At 45.3% G+C, this 16,193-nt stretch carries 16 protein-coding genes and 1 tRNA gene; 12 read left to right on the top strand and 5 right to left on the bottom strand.

Translation table 11 applies throughout. The features are described 5' to 3' along the window. The first annotated feature begins 40 nt into the window (after positions 1-40). Positions 41-346 carry an RnfH family protein gene (locus H0W44_08190; GenBank protein ID MBA3582411.1) on the top strand — a complete coding sequence of 102 codons (306 nt, stop codon included), beginning with the start codon at positions 41-43 and terminating at the stop codon, positions 344-346. Between the two features lie 2 nt (positions 347-348). On the opposite strand, the gene H0W44_08195 is transcribed toward H0W44_08190, so the two are convergent. Further along, positions 349-693 carry an outer membrane protein assembly factor BamE gene (locus H0W44_08195; protein MBA3582412.1) on the bottom strand — a complete coding sequence of 115 codons (345 nt, stop codon included), beginning with the start codon at positions 691-693 and terminating at the stop codon, positions 349-351. An 87-nt stretch (positions 694-780) separates the two neighbouring features. On the opposite strand from H0W44_08195, the gene fur reads away from it, so the two are divergent. Further along, positions 781-1,215 carry a ferric iron uptake transcriptional regulator gene (fur, locus tag H0W44_08200; GenBank protein MBA3582413.1) on the top strand — a complete coding sequence of 145 codons (435 nt, stop codon included), beginning with the start codon at positions 781-783 and terminating at the stop codon, positions 1,213-1,215. 10 nt (positions 1,216-1,225) lie between these two features. Here fur and recN read toward each other — a convergent pair whose 3' ends face one another. From recN to mutS, 3 genes are read right to left on the bottom strand one after another with little or no spacing between them, the layout of a single operon-like run. Then, positions 1,226-2,929: a DNA repair protein RecN gene (recN, locus tag H0W44_08205; protein ID MBA3582414.1), complete on the bottom strand. Its 1,704-nt coding sequence runs from the start codon at positions 2,927-2,929 to the stop codon at positions 1,226-1,228. Positions 2,930-2,933: 4 nt separating this feature from the next. Then, positions 2,934-3,812, bottom strand: coding sequence for an NAD(+) kinase (locus tag H0W44_08210; protein MBA3582415.1), 879 nt, complete (start codon positions 3,810-3,812; stop codon positions 2,934-2,936). Between the two features lie 23 nt (positions 3,813-3,835). Then, the gene (gene mutS, locus H0W44_08215; GenBank protein ID MBA3582416.1) at positions 3,836-6,427 is read right to left on the bottom strand and encodes a DNA mismatch repair protein MutS; all 2,592 of its coding nucleotides are present in this window, start codon (positions 6,425-6,427) and stop codon (positions 3,836-3,838) included. Positions 6,428-6,589: 162 nt separating this feature from the next. On the opposite strand from mutS, the gene H0W44_08220 reads away from it, so the two are divergent. The 8 genes from H0W44_08220 to H0W44_08255 all read left to right on the top strand — a co-directional run bounded on the left by H0W44_08220 (position 6,590) and on the right by H0W44_08255 (position 13,790). Beyond that, positions 6,590-7,105 (top strand): CinA family protein, encoded by a 516-nt coding sequence (locus tag H0W44_08220; protein ID MBA3582417.1) that lies wholly within the window; start codon positions 6,590-6,592, stop codon positions 7,103-7,105. Next, positions 7,102-7,482: a hypothetical protein gene (locus H0W44_08225; protein ID MBA3582418.1), complete on the top strand. Its 381-nt coding sequence runs from the start codon at positions 7,102-7,104 to the stop codon at positions 7,480-7,482. The genes H0W44_08220 and H0W44_08225 overlap by 4 nt, the downstream gene beginning before the upstream one ends. Positions 7,483-7,606: 124 nt before the next feature. Further along, complete coding sequence (recA, locus tag H0W44_08230) at positions 7,607-8,647, top strand: recombinase RecA (protein MBA3582419.1); 1,041 nt, start codon at positions 7,607-7,609, stop codon at positions 8,645-8,647. A 36-nt stretch (positions 8,648-8,683) separates the two neighbouring features. Next, complete coding sequence (locus tag H0W44_08235; GenBank protein ID MBA3582420.1) at positions 8,684-9,136, top strand: regulatory protein RecX; 453 nt, start codon at positions 8,684-8,686, stop codon at positions 9,134-9,136. Beyond that, on the top strand, positions 9,133-11,724 hold the full coding sequence (gene alaS / locus H0W44_08240; GenBank protein ID MBA3582421.1) for an alanine--tRNA ligase: 2,592 nt from the start codon (positions 9,133-9,135) through the stop codon (positions 11,722-11,724). The genes H0W44_08235 and alaS overlap by 4 nt, the downstream gene beginning before the upstream one ends. A gap of 48 nt (positions 11,725-11,772) precedes the next feature. Next, positions 11,773-13,011, top strand: a complete 1,239-nt coding sequence (locus tag H0W44_08245) for an aspartate kinase (GenBank protein ID MBA3582422.1) — start codon at positions 11,773-11,775, stop codon at positions 13,009-13,011. 191 nt (positions 13,012-13,202) lie between these two features. Then, positions 13,203-13,406 (top strand): carbon storage regulator CsrA, encoded by a 204-nt coding sequence (gene csrA, locus H0W44_08250; protein MBA3582423.1) that lies wholly within the window; start codon positions 13,203-13,205, stop codon positions 13,404-13,406. 292 nt (positions 13,407-13,698) lie between these two features. Further along, positions 13,699-13,790: transfer RNA gene (locus H0W44_08255), tRNA-Ser, on the top strand. 56 nt (positions 13,791-13,846) lie between these two features. Here the strand turns inward: H0W44_08255 and chrA are convergent. Next, complete coding sequence (gene chrA / locus H0W44_08260; protein MBA3582424.1) at positions 13,847-15,205, bottom strand: chromate efflux transporter; 1,359 nt, start codon at positions 15,203-15,205, stop codon at positions 13,847-13,849. A 163-nt stretch (positions 15,206-15,368) separates the two neighbouring features. On the opposite strand from chrA, the gene H0W44_08265 reads away from it, so the two are divergent. Continuing rightward, the gene (locus tag H0W44_08265; GenBank protein MBA3582425.1) at positions 15,369-15,926 is read left to right on the top strand and encodes a TIGR00645 family protein; all 558 of its coding nucleotides are present in this window, start codon (positions 15,369-15,371) and stop codon (positions 15,924-15,926) included. A 66-nt stretch (positions 15,927-15,992) separates the two neighbouring features. Beyond that, on the top strand, positions 15,993-16,193 hold a 201-nt coding region (locus tag H0W44_08270), incomplete at its 3' end, for a hypothetical protein (protein MBA3582426.1).

Here is a 16,193-nt window from a genome sequence, read left to right on the forward strand (position 1 = left end):
CATATTATATTGTTTTTAAGTAAGCCGTGCGGCAAGAAACATGCAGAATAAATCCACGATTAAGATTGAAGTTGCCTATGCCAAGCCCAGCGAACAGGTGATTGTGCCTTTAGATGTGCCAATAGGCACCACCGTCATGCAGGCGATTGTGTTATCTGGATTGACGCAGCGTTTTCCAGAAATTGATCTTGAACAAAGTTCAGTCGGTATTTTTGCTAAGGTTATTAAAGGCGATCATCTATTGGCAGCTGGTGATCGCGTAGAAATTTATCGGCCGTTGATCGCGGATCCCAAATCAGCGCGCAAACAACGTGCGGCGCGGCGCGCTAAAGAAAAGAAGCGTTAAGATTATTTTGCTGTCTCAGGATCAGGGCCGGTTTTGTTACGCTCAATACGTTCTAATGCGTCACCTTTGAAATACAATTGTAATTGTTCAATTTGCGCGTCTTTATAACCGGGTTTTAAATAATGAATGTAATTCCAGCGATTGGTTTCAAAAGGGGTTGCCAGTACCGGCTTGCCCATTAAAAATAAGACTTGTTCTTTGCTCATGCCGATTTTGAGGCTCTTAATATCGTCTTCGTTGAGCACATTGCCTTGATTGATGTCAGGGCGATAAGGCTTAATCCAGAAATTGCAGCCGCTGTTAACTATCAGCAAACTAATAAGCAGTACACGTAAGAGCACGGACATAGTAGAACCCTTTCGGCTATAATGCCGGCATCATATCATAAGCGCGTTGGCCTTCGGCAGGTCGAGCGCACAGTCGCGAGGTGGATCATGGAATCCTCAGATCTTAAACGAGCCGGTCTTAAAGTTACTTTGCCACGCATGAGAATTTTAGAAATTCTTGATACTAATCGCGATCGGCATATGACCGCAGAAGATATCTATAAGTGCCTGTTAGATTGCGAAGATGATATTGGTTTGGCCACCGTGTATCGCGTGTTGACCCAGTTTGAATCCGCCGGTTTGGTGATCCGTCATCATTTTGAAGGCGGTCAGGGTGTTTTCGAATTAGACGACGGTAAACATCACGATCATTTAGTGTGCATTCGTTGCGGCAAAGTGATTGAGTTCATGGACGCGGATATTGAACGTCGGCAAAAAGAAATTGCTGCGGAGCGGGGCTTCACCTTAACTGAGCACAGTATGATTTTATATGGCGAATGTAACGAGGCGAGCTGCAATAATAGTCATGTGAAAAAACGCTAAGTTGAATTGATTAAGCGCGCCGTTTTTGTGCGCGCACAATCATTTCTTCAGCGTGTAACAATGTTTGTTCTGTCATTTCCATACCGCCTAACATTCGCGCAATTTCTTTCACACGATCTGCTTCGCTTAATTCATGTACGCGCGTATGCGCTACGCCTTGTGCTTTTTCGGTTTGTTTACTGACTTGTAAATGTTGATGGGCTTGCGCGGCTACTTGCGCTAAATGGGTTACACACATCACTTGACGATGTTCGCCTAATAAACGCAAATGCATACCCACTACTTCAGCAATTGCGCCGCCGATACCCGCATCAACTTCATCAAAAATAAGTGTAGGGATCGGTTCACTCCCGGCAGTAATCATTTGCACTGCAAGACTGATGCGAGATAATTCACCACCCGATGCGACTTTGCCTAATGCGCGCGGTGTTTGGCCAGGATTAGCGGCCACTCGAAACTCAACACTGTCGGCGCCATGAGCGGAAAAACCTTCGCCATTCACGACGTTGATAGTTTTAGCATCCACCGCAATTTCAAATACACCACCTGCCATGCCTAAAATTTGCATGCCTTGAGTCACTTGTTTGCTTAATTGCGCGGCGACTTTTACGCGGCTTTTGTGTAAGGCTTCCGCTGCTTCACGATATTGTTGTGCGAGTTGTTGGAGCTCGGTCTCGAGACTTTGTAAATTTTCATCAGCATGTTCTAGCGTGTCGAGTTCATTTTGTAATTCAGCATAACGACTTAATAAATCATTAGCATCAATTCGATGTTTACGTGATAAGTCATGCATTATGCGCATGCGTTGTTCAACAAATTCCAAGCGTTTTGGGTCTAACTCGGCGCTACTAAGATAACGACGTAGATCGCTGGCGGTTTCTTCAATGCTGATTTGCGCCGTTTCTAATGCGTTTAAACTCGTTTGTAATTGCGGGTCGAGCGCGGCTACATCCGTTAAAGCACGAGTCGCTTGAATTAATAAATTATAAACGTGTGTTTCTTCATGCTCATCTAATACTTGTAAACATAACTGCACGCTGCTCATTAAGCGTGAAGCGTTGGCAAGACGTTGATGTTCTTGGTTTAAACTAAGCCACTCGTTTTCTTGTAAATCTAAAGCACTTAATTCGTTTACTTGAAAACGTAAAATGGCTAAACGTTCCGTGCGTTCATTAGCTGCCGCTTGTAATTGCTGCCAACGATCAAATTGTCCGCGCCAAGTATGATGTAATTGCGCAATGCGCTCTAACAATGCAGGATGATTAGCGTAATCGTCTAAGCGTTGTCGTTGAATTTCGCGACGCGTTAATGTTTGATGTTCGTGTTGGCCGTGTAAGTTAACTAACATTTCGCCAAGTTCACGCAACGAGTGCAGTGTTACTGGCGTGCCATTAATAAATCCTTTAGAGCCGGTTTGTGCGCTAATGGTGCGTCGTAAAATGCATTCGGTGCCGGTATCCATTTCGCGTTCTTGTAACCACTGACGCGCCGCGGGAACATCGGTAATATCAAAAGAGGCAGTAATGTCAGCGCGTTCCGCGCCTTCGCGGATCGATTGTAAATCCGCGCGATCACCTAAGACTAAATTTAAAGCGTCTAACAAAATGGATTTGCCCGCACCCGTTTCACCGGTCAGTGCAGTCATGCCTTCTTTAAAGCTAAGTTCCGATTCGGCAATGATGGCGAAATCGGCAATGCGTAAATGACGCAGCATAGTGTTACTCGTAATCGGTCCGGTGGCCCCAGTGTAATTTCACGCGCAAGATATCGAAGAAATCATAACCCACGGGGTGTAATAATTTAACACGATTAGTGTGGCGTAAAATATCCACTTTATCGCCAGTGTTTAATTCGTAGCTGAATTGCCCATCAAAACTGACTTGTGCACGCGTTTCGCAGCGCGGATCCATTTCAATGCTAACTTTGCTGTTTGCATCTACGACTAAAGGACGATGATTTAAAGCATGCGGGCAAATAGGCACTAAGGTCATGGCGCTTAATGAGGGATGTAAAATAGGTCCGCCGCTGGATAGGGCATAAGCCGTTGAGCCCGTCGGTGTTGCGATGATCATGCCGTCAGCGCGTTCATGGCTCACAAAACCGTCATTAACGAAAACTGAAAACTCGATTAAGCGAGCATCGATATAATTATTAACAACAATGTCGTTAAAAGCGATTTCTTCTTTGCTAATAACGCCGTTATTACTGATACGCGCTTTTAATAAAAAACGTTCTTCGGCGATATAGTGACCTTCTAAAATAGCGTCAATATATTGCAACATGTCATCGGGTGAGATGTCGACTAGAAAACCTAAACGACCTAAATTGATACCTACCAGTGGCACGTGTTTATCGGCTAAGGTGCGTGCAGCGCTAAGCAAAGTGCCATCACCACCGATAACAATCGCTAAATCACATTCTACAACCGTGGCTACGGAAATAAAGGTAGCGTTGCTGTCTTTGATAAAACGTTGGCAGCTGGTATCCAGTAATAAATTGTAATTACGATTCTGCAAATGATCGTAAAGCTTGCGTAAATTTTCACCGCTGCCGATTTTGTCATTACACAGAAACGCAATATTTTTAAAAGAATTCATAGGGTTCCAGGGTTATACGGGATTCAGGGTGCCGAGGGCAGATAATCTAAGTGGTCATTATTGTCACTAAGCGCTTTGAGTTTATAAACTATTTCTAAGGCTTCGCGTGGACTTAATTGATCTGGCTGTATCTGGGCTAAACTTAATCGTAGTAAATCAGGCGCAGCTTTGATGGCGGAAGGTTTGGTCTGCGCAGCAAATAAATTGAGTTGTGGCTGTTGTGATTGTTGATTGACTGCTTGTTGTTCTAAACGTTGCAAATGTTGTTTAGCTTGGCGAATCACGCTAGTGGGTACACCGGCCAGTTGTGCTACTTGCAAACCATAACTTTGATTGGCGGGGCCGGGTTTCACGCTATGTAAAAATACAATCGTGTCCCCATGCTCAACTGCGTCTAAATGTAAATTGTGTGCGGTAGCGTGCTGCTCGGCTAACTGCGTTAATTCGAAATAATGTGTGGCAAATAAAGTAAATGCTTGCGAGCTGCTGACTAAATGTTCGGCACAAGCGAAAGCCAGTGATAAACCATCGAAAGTACTCGTGCCGCGACCAATTTCATCCATCAACACTAAACTTTGTGCCGTTGCGTTATGCAAAATATTAGCTGCTTCTGTCATTTCAACCATGAAAGTAGAGCGACCACTGGCTAAATCATCGGCCGCGCCGATACGTGTGAAGATGCGATCAATCGGACCAATGCGCGCTTCGCTGGCCGGTACAAAACTGCCTATGTGCGCAAGCAATACAATTAACGCCGTTTGCCGCATGTAGGTAGATTTACCGCCCATATTAGGTCCAGTAATAATTAACAAACGATGTTTATCATCAAACAACGTGTTATTGCTAACAAAAGGCGCGTCTAACATATTTTCAACAACGGGATGTCGGCCGGCGCGAATCGTTAATCCTGTTTCGGTACTTAACTGTGGTCGTACGTAATCTAATGTGTTGGCGCGTTCGCTGAGCGTGGCTAATACATCCAGTTCTGCTAAGGCGTTGGCAATGATGTGGAGCGTGGATAAATGTGCTTGTAAGCTATCGAGTAATTCATCATACAATTGTTTTTCACGCGCTAACGCGCGATCGCGCGCGCCGAGCACTTTATCTTCAAAACTTTTTAACTCAGGCGTGATGTAACGTTCAGCCGCTTTTAGCGTTTGTCTGCGTGTGTAATATGCAGGAATGCGTTCTGCGTGTTGGCGACCGAGTTCAATATAATAACCGTGTACGCGGTTGTAGCTAACTTTTAAAGTTTGAATTCCCGTTTGAGCGCGTTCGCGAGTTTCTAAATCCAGTAAAAATTCTTGTGCATGGGTGCTTAAGGTTCGCAGCTCATCTAATTCCGCATCATAACCTGCAGCAATGACACCGCCATCACGAATTAATACCGGTGGATTATCAATAATAGCTTTGGCGAGTTGTTGGTGAACGGTTGCATCAATGTTAAGCAGTGTTTGCAGTTCGTGTAAGCGCTCGGCTGATAAAACAGTTAATTGTTTTTGCCAAGCGGGTAATTGCGCTAGCGTATTACGTAAGGCTAATAAATCGCGAGGGCGTGCAGATTTCAACGCAATACGAGTAGCAATGCGTTCGATATCGCCCACATTTTTTAACGAATCTAATAATGCTGTGTAAGCACGTTGTTGCAGTAGATTTTCAATGGCATCAAAACGTGCTTGTAATATGCTTTGATTGCGCAAAGGGCGTAACAACCAGCGTCGTAACAAACGACTGCCCATGACACAGGCGCAGTTATCGAGTAATGCAAATAAAGTATTATCAGTTTGTCCGCTGAGCGTAATATCTAATTCTAAATTACGTCGAGTTGCGGCATCTAATACGATAGCTTCATCGCTATGTTCGACACTTAAACCGCGTAGATGTTGTACTTGTGCACGTTGGGTTTCGCCCACGTAATTTAATAAACAACCGGCTGCTGCAATCGCGGCGCTGAAATTGGCGCAACCAAAACCATGCAAATCATGGGTGCCAAATTGTTCGCATAAACGGCGTTGCGCACTGACGTATTCAAAATGCCACGGCGGGCGATTGCGAATAGTGGAAGCGCTGGTTTTAGATGTTAACCAGGGCGGCAACGCGCTGTTTTCATCCCATAAAATTTCTACTGGATTTAAGCGGGCTAATTCTGTTTGCGCCGCATCTTCATCATCCACTTCCATGACGCGGAAATTGCCCGTGCTTAAATCTGCCCATGCTAAGCCCCAGATATGGTGTTGCTTATATATAGATAACAACAACGCATCACGACGTTCATCAAGCAAGGCTTCGTCGGTCAGTGTGCCGGGCGTTAAAATGCGACTGACTTCGCGATCAACCGGACCTTTGCTGGTAGCAGGATCACCGACTTGTTCGCAAACCACGGCGGATTCGCCGAGCTTGAGTAATTTTGCCCAGTAACCTTCCGCTGCATGATACGGTATACCCGCCATAGGAATAGGTTGACCATTGGATTGGCCGCGCGCAGTGAGCGAGATATTTAATAGACGCGACGCTTTGCGTGCATCGTCAAAAAACAATTCGTAAAAATCACCCATGCGATAGAACAACAAGGTGTTGGGGTGGTGCTGCTTAATGCGCAAATACTGTTGCATCATCGGCGTATGCGATGCGAATGCAGAGTCTTGTTGTAAAGCCACATTACTCATGAGCTAAGGCGCGATTCCATATTATTGGGAGATTTGACTGGCGCGAGTGTAACAAATCAAACCTTGGCTTGATATTGCGAGCAACTATTCAGAGAATGGCGCTTCATAAGGATGGTCATGACGAATACACCCGAAAATCTGCTTAGTTTGGAAATCGCGACGCTAGCCGCGTCATTACTTGCGCGGCGCTGGCGTTTAGTCACGGCGGAATCCTGTACGGGTGGTTTGTTAGCGAAATATTTTACCGATCAGGCTGGCAGCTCGCAGTGGTACGAAGGGGGGTGGGTTACGTATAGTAATGCGATGAAGCAGCAACAGCTGCAGGTGTCCGCGCATTTGTTAGCGCACTTTGGTGCAGTGAGCGAACCCGTGGTTTTAGCAATGGCGCATGGCGCTTTGCAAAACACTGCGGCACAATTGTCTATTGCTGTTAGCGGAGTCGCGGGTCCAGAGGGCGGCACGCCCAATAAACCAGTGGGTACGGTTTGGTTTGCTTGGGGAATTCGCGGAGCATCTAGTCAGGTAATTCAAACGCATGCGCAGCGTATGTGGTTTGCTGGTGATCGTAGTCAAATACGCGCGGCAGCGGTTAAGTACGCATTAAAAGGTATAAGGGAGTATTTATGAATCAGAAAGTTTTATTGATAGTGGTCGTTATCGTACTGATCGCTGCTGGTGCTTGGTATGTGACGCAGGGTAATAAGACCAAAGTACCGCCCGCCATGAGTGTTAATAGCGAAGAGACGCCGTCGCAAACATCCACCGCGATGGATGATGTGTTAGATGAGCAACTTGAACCGATTGATCCTAATCTGAGCCTTGAAGAATTGGCGGCCAAGATTGAATTGGAAAAGCAAAAAATCGCTGAATTGGAAGTTAAAAAAGCCGACGTTAGCGGTGAAGCGGAACAGGTACGCGCGCGTTTAAAACAAGCCGAGCAAAACTTGAATGAAGGCGAAGCGTCGTTGAAAAAACTATCTAAGGAAGTCGCAGCTCCTAAATAAAGAATAATAAGGCTGAAGCGATTAGCTGAGTGTGGGATAATGGACGCGCTGTTATGCGCGCTTTTTTTGCATAAAACTTTAGATATCAAATACTTACAAAGAATCTTTGAGAGGATTATTACTCATGAGCGACGATCGCAAAAAAGCATTAGCTGCGGCATTAACACAAATTGAACGTCAATTCGGCAAGGGCTCTGTCATGCGTTTAGGTGATGGTAGTGTACGGCCTGATATTGGCGTGATTTCTACTGGTTCTTTAACCCTAGACATCGCCTTAGGCGTAGGCGGCTTACCGAAAGGCCGTGTTGTAGAAATTTATGGCCCAGAATCATCGGGTAAAACCACGCTTACCTTGCAAGCGATTGCGGAATGCCAAAAAGCCGGTGGCACAGCAGCTTTCGTGGATGCAGAACACGCTTTAGATCCAAGTTATGCTGAAAAGCTAGGTGTGAAACTGGAAGAATTATTAGTTTCGCAACCCGATACCGGCGAACAAGCATTAGAAATTGTCGATATGTTAGTGCGCTCTAGTGCTGTCGATTTAATCGTAATCGATTCAGTAGCTGCTTTAACACCGAAAGCCGAAATTGAAGGTGAGATGGGTGATTCACACATGGGCTTGCAAGCCCGTTTGATGTCACAAGCTTTGCGTAAGTTAACCGCCAATATCAAACGTTCCAATACTTTAGTCATATTCATTAACCAAATACGGATGAAAATTGGCGTCATGTTTGGCAATCCAGAAACCACCACCGGTGGTAATGCCTTGAAGTTTTATGCGTCGGTGCGTTTAGATATTCGTCGTACCGGTTCAGTGAAAAAAGGCGATGAAGTTATTGGTAATGAAACGCGTGTTAAAGTAGTGAAAAATAAAGTAGCACCTCCATTTAAACAAGCAGAGTTTGAAATCTTATACGGCGAAGGTTGTTCGCGCGAAGGCGAGTTGATTGACCTGGGTGTGACCCATGGTTTGATCGATAAAGCCGGTGCGTGGTATAGCGTTGGCGGTGAAAAAATTGGCCAAGGCAAAGATAATTCGCGTCAATATTTACGTGAACACACTGAGTTGGCTGCGCGCATTGAAAAAGAATTGCGTAGTAAATTGTTAGTGAGCAAAAGCGCGGCACCGGAAGATGATGTTGTTGCCGAGGAAGAATCAGCCTAATTTAGAAACTCCTTGATTGCGCTGATCTGATTCAAAATGGAAGTCGATTTGCGCCAAGTCTTGCGTGCGAAAGCGTTGCGACTCTTGGCGCAACGCGAGCACTCGCGCCTGGAGTTGGCGCAAAAACTAGGTCGCGAACATCTGGACTTAGTGAAACAACTGTTGGATGTGTTAGCGAGCGAGGATTTGCAATCCGATGCTCGTTTTACGGAAGCCTTCGTGCATAGTCGCATCGTACGTGGTCAAGGACCGATCAAAATTCGTGCAGGACTCAACGCTCGTGGCATTGATATGTCATTAGCAGAACAATGTCTGGCAAATCACGATGACAGCGAATGGTTAACGCTCGCGTGGGAAGTGTATTGCAAACGATTTGGGGATTTGTTGCCAGAGAATTGGCAAGAACAACAAAAGCGTGCAGTTTTTTTACAGCAACGTGGATTTACCACCGCGCACATTCGGAAACTCTGGAAACATAACGAGTCATGACAAGTTTAAGTGATTTACGCAGTCAATTTTTAACCTTCTTCGCTAAGCACGGACATACCGTTGTGCCATCGTCTTCATTGGTGCCCGGTAACGATGCTACCTTGTTATTTACCAATGCGGGTATGGTGCAATTTAAAGACGTTTTTCTTGGTCAAGATAAACGTGATTATGTGCGTGCCACGAGTTCGCAGCGCTGCGTGCGCGCGGGCGGCAAACATAACGATTTAGAAAACGTCGGCTACACTGCCAGACACCATACATTTTTTGAAATGTTAGGTAATTTTAGTTTTGGTGATTATTTTAAAGAAGACGCGATTCAATTTGGTTGGAAATTTTTAACCGAAGAATTAAAACTACCCGCTGAACGTTTGTGGATTACTGTATTTGAAGATGATCAAGAAGCAGCTGACATTTGGCTAAAAAAAATTGGCGTTAGCGAAAAACGTTTTTCTCGAATTGGTGCGAAAGATAATTTTTGGCAAATGGGTGAAACCGGTCCTTGTGGGCCTTGCACAGAAATTTTTTATGATCACGGCGCCCAGATTGCAGGTGGGCCGCCTGGATCACCCGACGAAGACGGTGATCGTTACATAGAAATTTGGAATTTAGTTTTCATGCAATATAACCGTGATGCAAATGGTACCTTAACGCCATTGCCTAAGCCTTCGGTTGATACTGGGATGGGCTTGGAGCGTATCGCTGCTGTCTTGCAAGGTGTGCACAGTAATTATGAAATTGATTTATTTCGTGACTTATTGGCCGCCGCTACCGAAGCAGTGGGCACTACCGATGTTAATAACAACTCCTTAAAAGTAATTGCTGATCATATTCGTTCTTGCGCATTTTTAATTGCCGATGGCGTGGTGCCATCTAATGAAGGCCGAGGTTATGTGCTGCGCCGGATTATTCGTCGCGCGATTCGTCATGGTTATAAATTAGGCCAAGAAAAACCTTTCTTTTATCAGCTCGTTGCAGCGCTAGCGCGCGTAATGGGTGATGCTTATCCTGAATTGCGCGTTCAACAAATTCAAATTGAACGCACTTTGCAAAATGAAGAAGAACGTTTTGCCGAAACTTTAGAACAAGGCATGGCGATTTTAGACACGGCGATTGCGCAACTTAAAACCAAAACGTTACCCGGCGATGTGGTATTTAAACTTTATGATACTTACGGATTTCCAGTAGATCTAACCGCTGATATTGCGCGAGAACGCAATTTAGAATTAGATCTGCAAGGTTTCGATGCGGCGATGAATCAACAACGCGAACGAGCCCGTGCAGCCAGTCGTTTCAATGTTGATCTTAGTCAGCGTTTGTCGTTAGAAGGTGAAAGTCGTTTTAGTGGTTATGAACAGCTAGATGACCAAGGTAACATTATTAATTTGTTATTAGATGCGGCGCCGGTTCAACAGTTGGCAATGGGGCAAGAAGCGATTGTTGTTCTAGACAGCACGCCGTTTTATGCGGAGTCAGGTGGCCAGGCCGGTGATCGCGGTCAGTTAATAACTAAGACCGCTGTTTTTGAAGTAGACGATACGCAAAAACAAGGTAATGTATTTTTACACATTGGTCGCGTTATCAAAGGTGAATTAAAACTTAATGATCAAGTAGAAGCACGCGTGAATATCGCTGCAAGACAAGCGACTGCTTGGAATCATTCAGCTACACATTTAATGCACGCTGCATTACGAGAAGTATTAGGCAAACATGTGCAACAAAAAGGCTCGTTAGTGAATGAGCAACGTTTGCGTTTTGATTTTTCGCATGGCGAACCCGTTAACGACAAACAGTTGCAAGCTATTGAGCGTTTAGTGAATCAAGAAATTCGTCAAAATACGGCGACACAAACCAACGTCATGTCGATGGACGACGCAGTGAAATCCGGTGCAATGGCCTTGTTTGGCGAAAAATATGCTGATGATGTACGTGTATTAACGATTGGTTTTTCTAAAGAATTATGTGGTGGTACGCATGTAGCGCGCACCGGCGATATTGGCTTATTCAAAATCATCAGTGAAACGGGCGTCGCTGCTGGCGTGCGTCGAATCGAAGCAATCACCGGTGATAATGCGCTGGCTTGGTATGAGCAACAAAATCAACAGTTGATGACCTTAGCGAGCGCATTGAAAATTGGCCGTGAACAAGTCGTCGACAAAGTATTGCAGTTGCAAACTCAACAGCGTGAGCTTGAAAAACAATTGCAGCAATTAAAATCAAAAGTAGCCAGTCAACAAAGTGGTGATATTGCCGCACAAGTTGAAATCATAGCGGGTGTGAATGTATTGGTTGCACGCATGGACGGCGTAGATGCCAAAGCGTTGCGTGAAATGGCCGATCAGTTAAAAGATAAATTAGGTTCGGTGATTGTGGTGTTAGGCGCAGTGGAAGATGACAAGGTGCGTTTAGTTGCGGGTGTCACTAATGATTTAATGGATAAATTTAAAGCCGGCGACATTATAAATAAAGTCGCTTTGCAAGTGGGTGGTAAAGGCGGCGGTCGTGCGGATATGGCGCAAGCGGGTGGCACTGATCCGAGTGCATTAGATGATGCTTTAAACAGTGTGAAAGTTTGGATCGCGCAAGCGTAGCGCACAATAATTTTTTTAATAAAATAGTAAATGAGGTTGTTGTAAGCAATGGCACTTATAGTACAAAAATATGGCGGCACGTCGGTGGGTAGTACAGAACGCATCGAACATGTTGCTGATAAAGTAATTAAAGCACGTCAAGCTGGCCATGACATTGTCGTGGTTGTATCCGCTATGAGCGGTGAAACTAATCGTTTAATCGCATTAGCAAAAGCGCTTGATGAAGAACCCGATCCGCGTGAGTACGATGTACTGGTTGCCACTGGCGAACAAGTAACGATTGCATTGTTAGCGATCGCTTTAAAAAAACGCGGTCAAGATGCGCGATCTTATACCGGTGCTCAAGTACGCATCGTGACGGATAGTGCGTTTAATAAAGCGCGCATTATGCACATAGACGATAGTGCGATGCGTGCTGATATAGCAGCGGGTCGTGTGGTGATTGTTGCGGGTTTTCAAGGTGTTGATGAGCACGGCAACATTACCACCTTAGGTCGCGGTGGTTCCGATACTACGGGTGTTGCATTAGCGGCTGCATTAAAAGCGGATGAGTGTCAGATTTATACTGACGTGGATGGTGTGTATACAACTGATCCGCGTGTTGAACCTAACGCACGACGCTTAGCGCGCATCACTTTTGAAGAAATGTTAGAAATGGCGAGCTTAGGTTCTAAAGTTTTGCAAATTCGTTCGGTGGAATTTGCCGGTAAATATAATGTGCCATTGCGTGTGTTGTCGACCTTTGATGATAAAGGTGAAGGCACGCTGATTACCTTAGAGGAAGAAAAGATGGAACAACCTAGAATTGCGGGCATTGCGTTTAATCGTGATGAAGCTCAATTAACGATTGCAGGCGTGCCTGATCAACCCGGTGTTGCGGCGAGTATTCTTGGCCCCATTTCCGATGCCAATATCGAAGTTGATATGATTGTGCAAAACGTTGCGGGTAACGACACTACCGATTTTACTTTTACAGTTAATCGTACCGATTACAAACGCGCGATGGATATTTTGCAAAAAACGGCGAAAAGTTTAAATGCGCGCCAAGTATTGGGTAACGATACGATCGTGAAAATTTCGTTAGTGGGTGTTGGCATGCGTTCTCACGCAGGTATTGCCGCGACGATGTTTAAAGCTTTAGCCGGTGAAAACATCAACATCCGAATGATCTCCACCTCTGAAATCAAAATCTCAGTAGTCGTGGATCAAAAATATCTTGAGTTAGGCGTGCGTACTTTGCATCAGGTGTTTGAATTAGATAAAGACGGCAGCGTTGCTGCTATCTAGTTGGTTTTGCTGCCTCGGGATTAAGTTGGAATTCAAATAGGATTTCAGCTCAAGAAAACCCAGTGGCGGCCGTATATAAATGGATGCGAATCCGAGTATAATTCGGATCGTTAGACAGCGTTGTAGCCATGCACGAACACGGATGAGGCTGCTGTCAAAACTGGTGATGATGAGCAAACAGGAGAAGTAGCATGCTGATTTTAACACGGCGTGTCGGAGAGACGCTGATGGTTGGCGACGAGGTCACAGTAACTGTCCTCGGAGTAAAAGGTAATCAGGTGCGTATTGGTGTTAACGCCCCGAAAGATGTTGCAGTGCATCGTGAAGAAATTTACGAACGCATTAAGCGCGAACGCGATACCGACAGTAGCGATCGTAGTAACGGTAACAGTTAATTGCATAAGCTAATGGACCGTAAAGGTCCTTAGCAGATTGACTAAACAGGCCGGATCAGTCAGTATCTGGCCTTCTTTTTTGGGTGGTTTGGCTTTGTTTTTTAGTCCATAAAACAAGGTTTCATGCACAAATAAGTTGGTAATAAAATAGCGTTATTCGCGGAGAGATGGCCCGCGGAAGTGTGCATCGCACACGCAGCGTAAAATCAGCAAGCTCCCCTGTAATATAATAGGTGAGCGCGGAAAGTTTAAGATGAGTGATTGCATAGGCAATTGCTGCATGAACGAGTTCGGAGAGATGGCCGAGAGGTCGAAGGCGCTCCCCTGCTAAGGGAGTATATGGTTTATCCCGTATCGAGGGTTCGAATCCCTCTCTCTCCGCCACCTATATGAATACGCGTAACGTGTTTTTATAACGGCACCAGAATATATCCTTAGTTTTAATTCCCCAGCATTGTGATTAAAAGGCCCGCCACTGCGGCAGCACCTAATACTTCCAACACACTGCGTTTGAAATACAGCAATCCAATCATTGCGGCCAGCGCCACTAATGCGCTTGGCCAATCCAAGCCGCCGTTCCAACCTTGTGGCCAGAATGTGTGATAAGCAAAAAACATCGCTAAATTTAAGATCGCACCTACGACTGCAGCGGTGATCGCGGTTAATGGTGCGGTGAATTTTAAATCGCCATGCGTAGATTCCACCAACGGGCCGCCGGCAAGAATAAAAACAAAAGAAGGCAAAAAGGTAAACCACGTAACTAAGATGGCGGCCACTGCGCCGGCCACAAATACCATATCGGCACCGAATACCGCTTTTACATACGCGCCCACAAAACCCACAAAAGCTACGATCATAATGAGTGGGCCCGGTGTCGTTTCTCCCAATGCTAAACCGTCAATCATTTGTGTCGGGGTTAGCCAGCCATAATGATGAACCGCACCCTGATAAACATATGGCAATACGGCGTATGCGCCACCAAAGGTTAATAAGGCTGCCTTAGTAAAAAACCACGCCATTTGCGTCAAGGTTCCTTGCCAGCCATAGAAATAAGTCAATATGCCCATCGGCAACAACCACAACAAAGCGCCAATCAGCAAAATTTGAATTAATCGACGCCAGTGGAAATGGGCGTGCGCCGGTGTTGGTGTGTGGTCATCAATTATGGCGGGCGTCGTTATTACATTGGTATCGGTGTTTGGGGTTCCATGGTTTTTCGCACCCGCACTGAATTGCGCAGGCGCCCAACGTCCTCCGCAATATCCAATCAGCGCGGCGCTTATAATAATCAGCGGAAACGGTAATTGCAGTGCAAAAATAGCGACAAAGGCCGCGGTCGCAATAATCCATAAAGTGGGATTTTTCAGCGTTTTGGAACCAATGCGATGTGCGGCTTGTAGAACAATTGCCGTGACGGCAGGTTTAATTCCATAAAATATCCCCGCGACCCACGGCGTGTCCCCGAAGGCGATATAAATCCACGATAAGCCAATCAAAATTAACAAAGACGGCAAAACAAACAACACGCCGGCGATAATGCCGCCCCACGTGCGGTGCATTAACCATCCAATATACGTGGCGAGTTGTTGCGCTTCTGGCCCCGGTAACACCATGCAGTAATTCAGCGCATGCAAAAAACGTTGTTCAGACAACCAACGCCGACGCTCCACGATTTCTTGATACATGATGGAAATCTGACCCGCAGGCCCACCAAAACTGATAAAGCCTAATTTCAGCCAAAAGAGCACAGCGTCTTTAAAGGGAACCACGCGAGGCGTTGTTTCGGAAAGATTGTTCATACAAGACTCGATTAATCTTTTATGCTAGCAGGATAGATTATGTCATGATGTTTCAGTATGTACTTGCTCGGCAAATGAAACATATAAGCGATTAAAGCAAATATCTTTTCTCGACAGCCCTTGAATTCATTAGAATACCCCCTCCTAACTTTTGAAGATTATTATGGACACTAATAAAACTCCACGTTTACATCCGCTTTCTTGGTTGATCTTTAGCTCACGTTGGATGCAGCTACCTTTGTACTTAGGTTTAATAGTGGCACAAGGTGTCTATGTTATTTTATTCATCAAAGAATTAGTTCATCTAATCGAAGGCGCTACCAGCCTCAGCGAACAACTCATTATGCTAGCGGTATTAGGGTTAATCGACGTGGTGATGATTTCAAACTTGTTAGTAATGGTCATCGTCGGCGGCTACGAAACATTTGTATCACGCTTAAACTTACAAGGACATCCCGATCAACCCGAATGGTTGAGTCACGTCAATGCTTCAGTATTAAAAGTAAAACTCGCCATGGCTATCATCGGCATCAGTTCTATTCATTTACTTAAAACCTTTATTGCGATTGGTACGCTTGGCACCGCAAACTCTCAATACACCGAAAGCGGTGTGATGTGGCAAACCATTATTCATATGATTTTTATTTTGTCAGCGATTGGTATTGCGTGGACAGATAACCTAATGTCACAAAACGCCGGCAAATCTAAAACGGGGCATTGATTTTTTTAAAAAGTCAGCAATGGTTAAGCATGACGATAAAATCAAAATCAATCGAGACTGACCCTATTGATCTCCACCCAAGTGCTGACCGACACCACTGGCCAAGCCAAAACCACTTATCAATACAGCGCCTATGGCGACACCGACGCACAAGGTGAAAGCAACAAAAACACCGCGCAATACACCGGACGTGACAACGACAACACGGGTTTGTATTATTACCGCGCGCGCTATTACGCACCGGAACTCAAACGGTTTATCAGCAGT

The organism is Gammaproteobacteria bacterium (genome assembly GCA_013817245.1).
Lineage (GTDB): Bacteria > Pseudomonadota > Gammaproteobacteria > HTCC5015 > HTCC5015 > JACDDA01.

Bases quoted from the DNA above. Each gene is read 5' to 3' on its own strand.
- recA (MBA3582419.1), top strand. From the start codon at position 7,607: ATGAGCGACGATCGCAAAAAAGCATTAGCTGCGGCATTAACACAAATT.
- H0W44_08225 (MBA3582418.1), top strand. From the start codon at position 7,102: ATGAATCAGAAAGTTTTATTGATAGTGGTCGTTATCGTACTGATCGCT.
- recN (MBA3582414.1), bottom strand. From the start codon at position 2,929: ATGCTGCGTCATTTACGCATTGCCGATTTCGCCATCATTGCCGAATCG.
- mutS (MBA3582416.1), bottom strand. From the start codon at position 6,427: ATGATGCAACAGTATTTGCGCATTAAGCAGCACCACCCCAACACCTTG.
- H0W44_08245 (MBA3582422.1), top strand. From the start codon at position 11,773: ATGGCACTTATAGTACAAAAATATGGCGGCACGTCGGTGGGTAGTACA.
- H0W44_08190 (MBA3582411.1), top strand. From the start codon at position 41: ATGCAGAATAAATCCACGATTAAGATTGAAGTTGCCTATGCCAAGCCC.
- H0W44_08220 (MBA3582417.1), top strand. From the start codon at position 6,590: ATGGTCATGACGAATACACCCGAAAATCTGCTTAGTTTGGAAATCGCG.
- H0W44_08235 (MBA3582420.1), top strand. From the start codon at position 8,684: ATGGAAGTCGATTTGCGCCAAGTCTTGCGTGCGAAAGCGTTGCGACTC.
- chrA (MBA3582424.1), bottom strand. From the start codon at position 15,205: ATGAACAATCTTTCCGAAACAACGCCTCGCGTGGTTCCCTTTAAAGAC.
- H0W44_08265 (MBA3582425.1), top strand. From the start codon at position 15,369: ATGGACACTAATAAAACTCCACGTTTACATCCGCTTTCTTGGTTGATC.
- fur (MBA3582413.1), top strand. From the start codon at position 781: ATGGAATCCTCAGATCTTAAACGAGCCGGTCTTAAAGTTACTTTGCCA.
- H0W44_08210 (MBA3582415.1), bottom strand. From the start codon at position 3,812: ATGAATTCTTTTAAAAATATTGCGTTTCTGTGTAATGACAAAATCGGC.
- H0W44_08195 (MBA3582412.1), bottom strand. From the start codon at position 693: ATGTCCGTGCTCTTACGTGTACTGCTTATTAGTTTGCTGATAGTTAAC.
- alaS (MBA3582421.1), top strand. From the start codon at position 9,133: ATGACAAGTTTAAGTGATTTACGCAGTCAATTTTTAACCTTCTTCGCT.
- csrA (MBA3582423.1), top strand. From the start codon at position 13,203: ATGCTGATTTTAACACGGCGTGTCGGAGAGACGCTGATGGTTGGCGAC.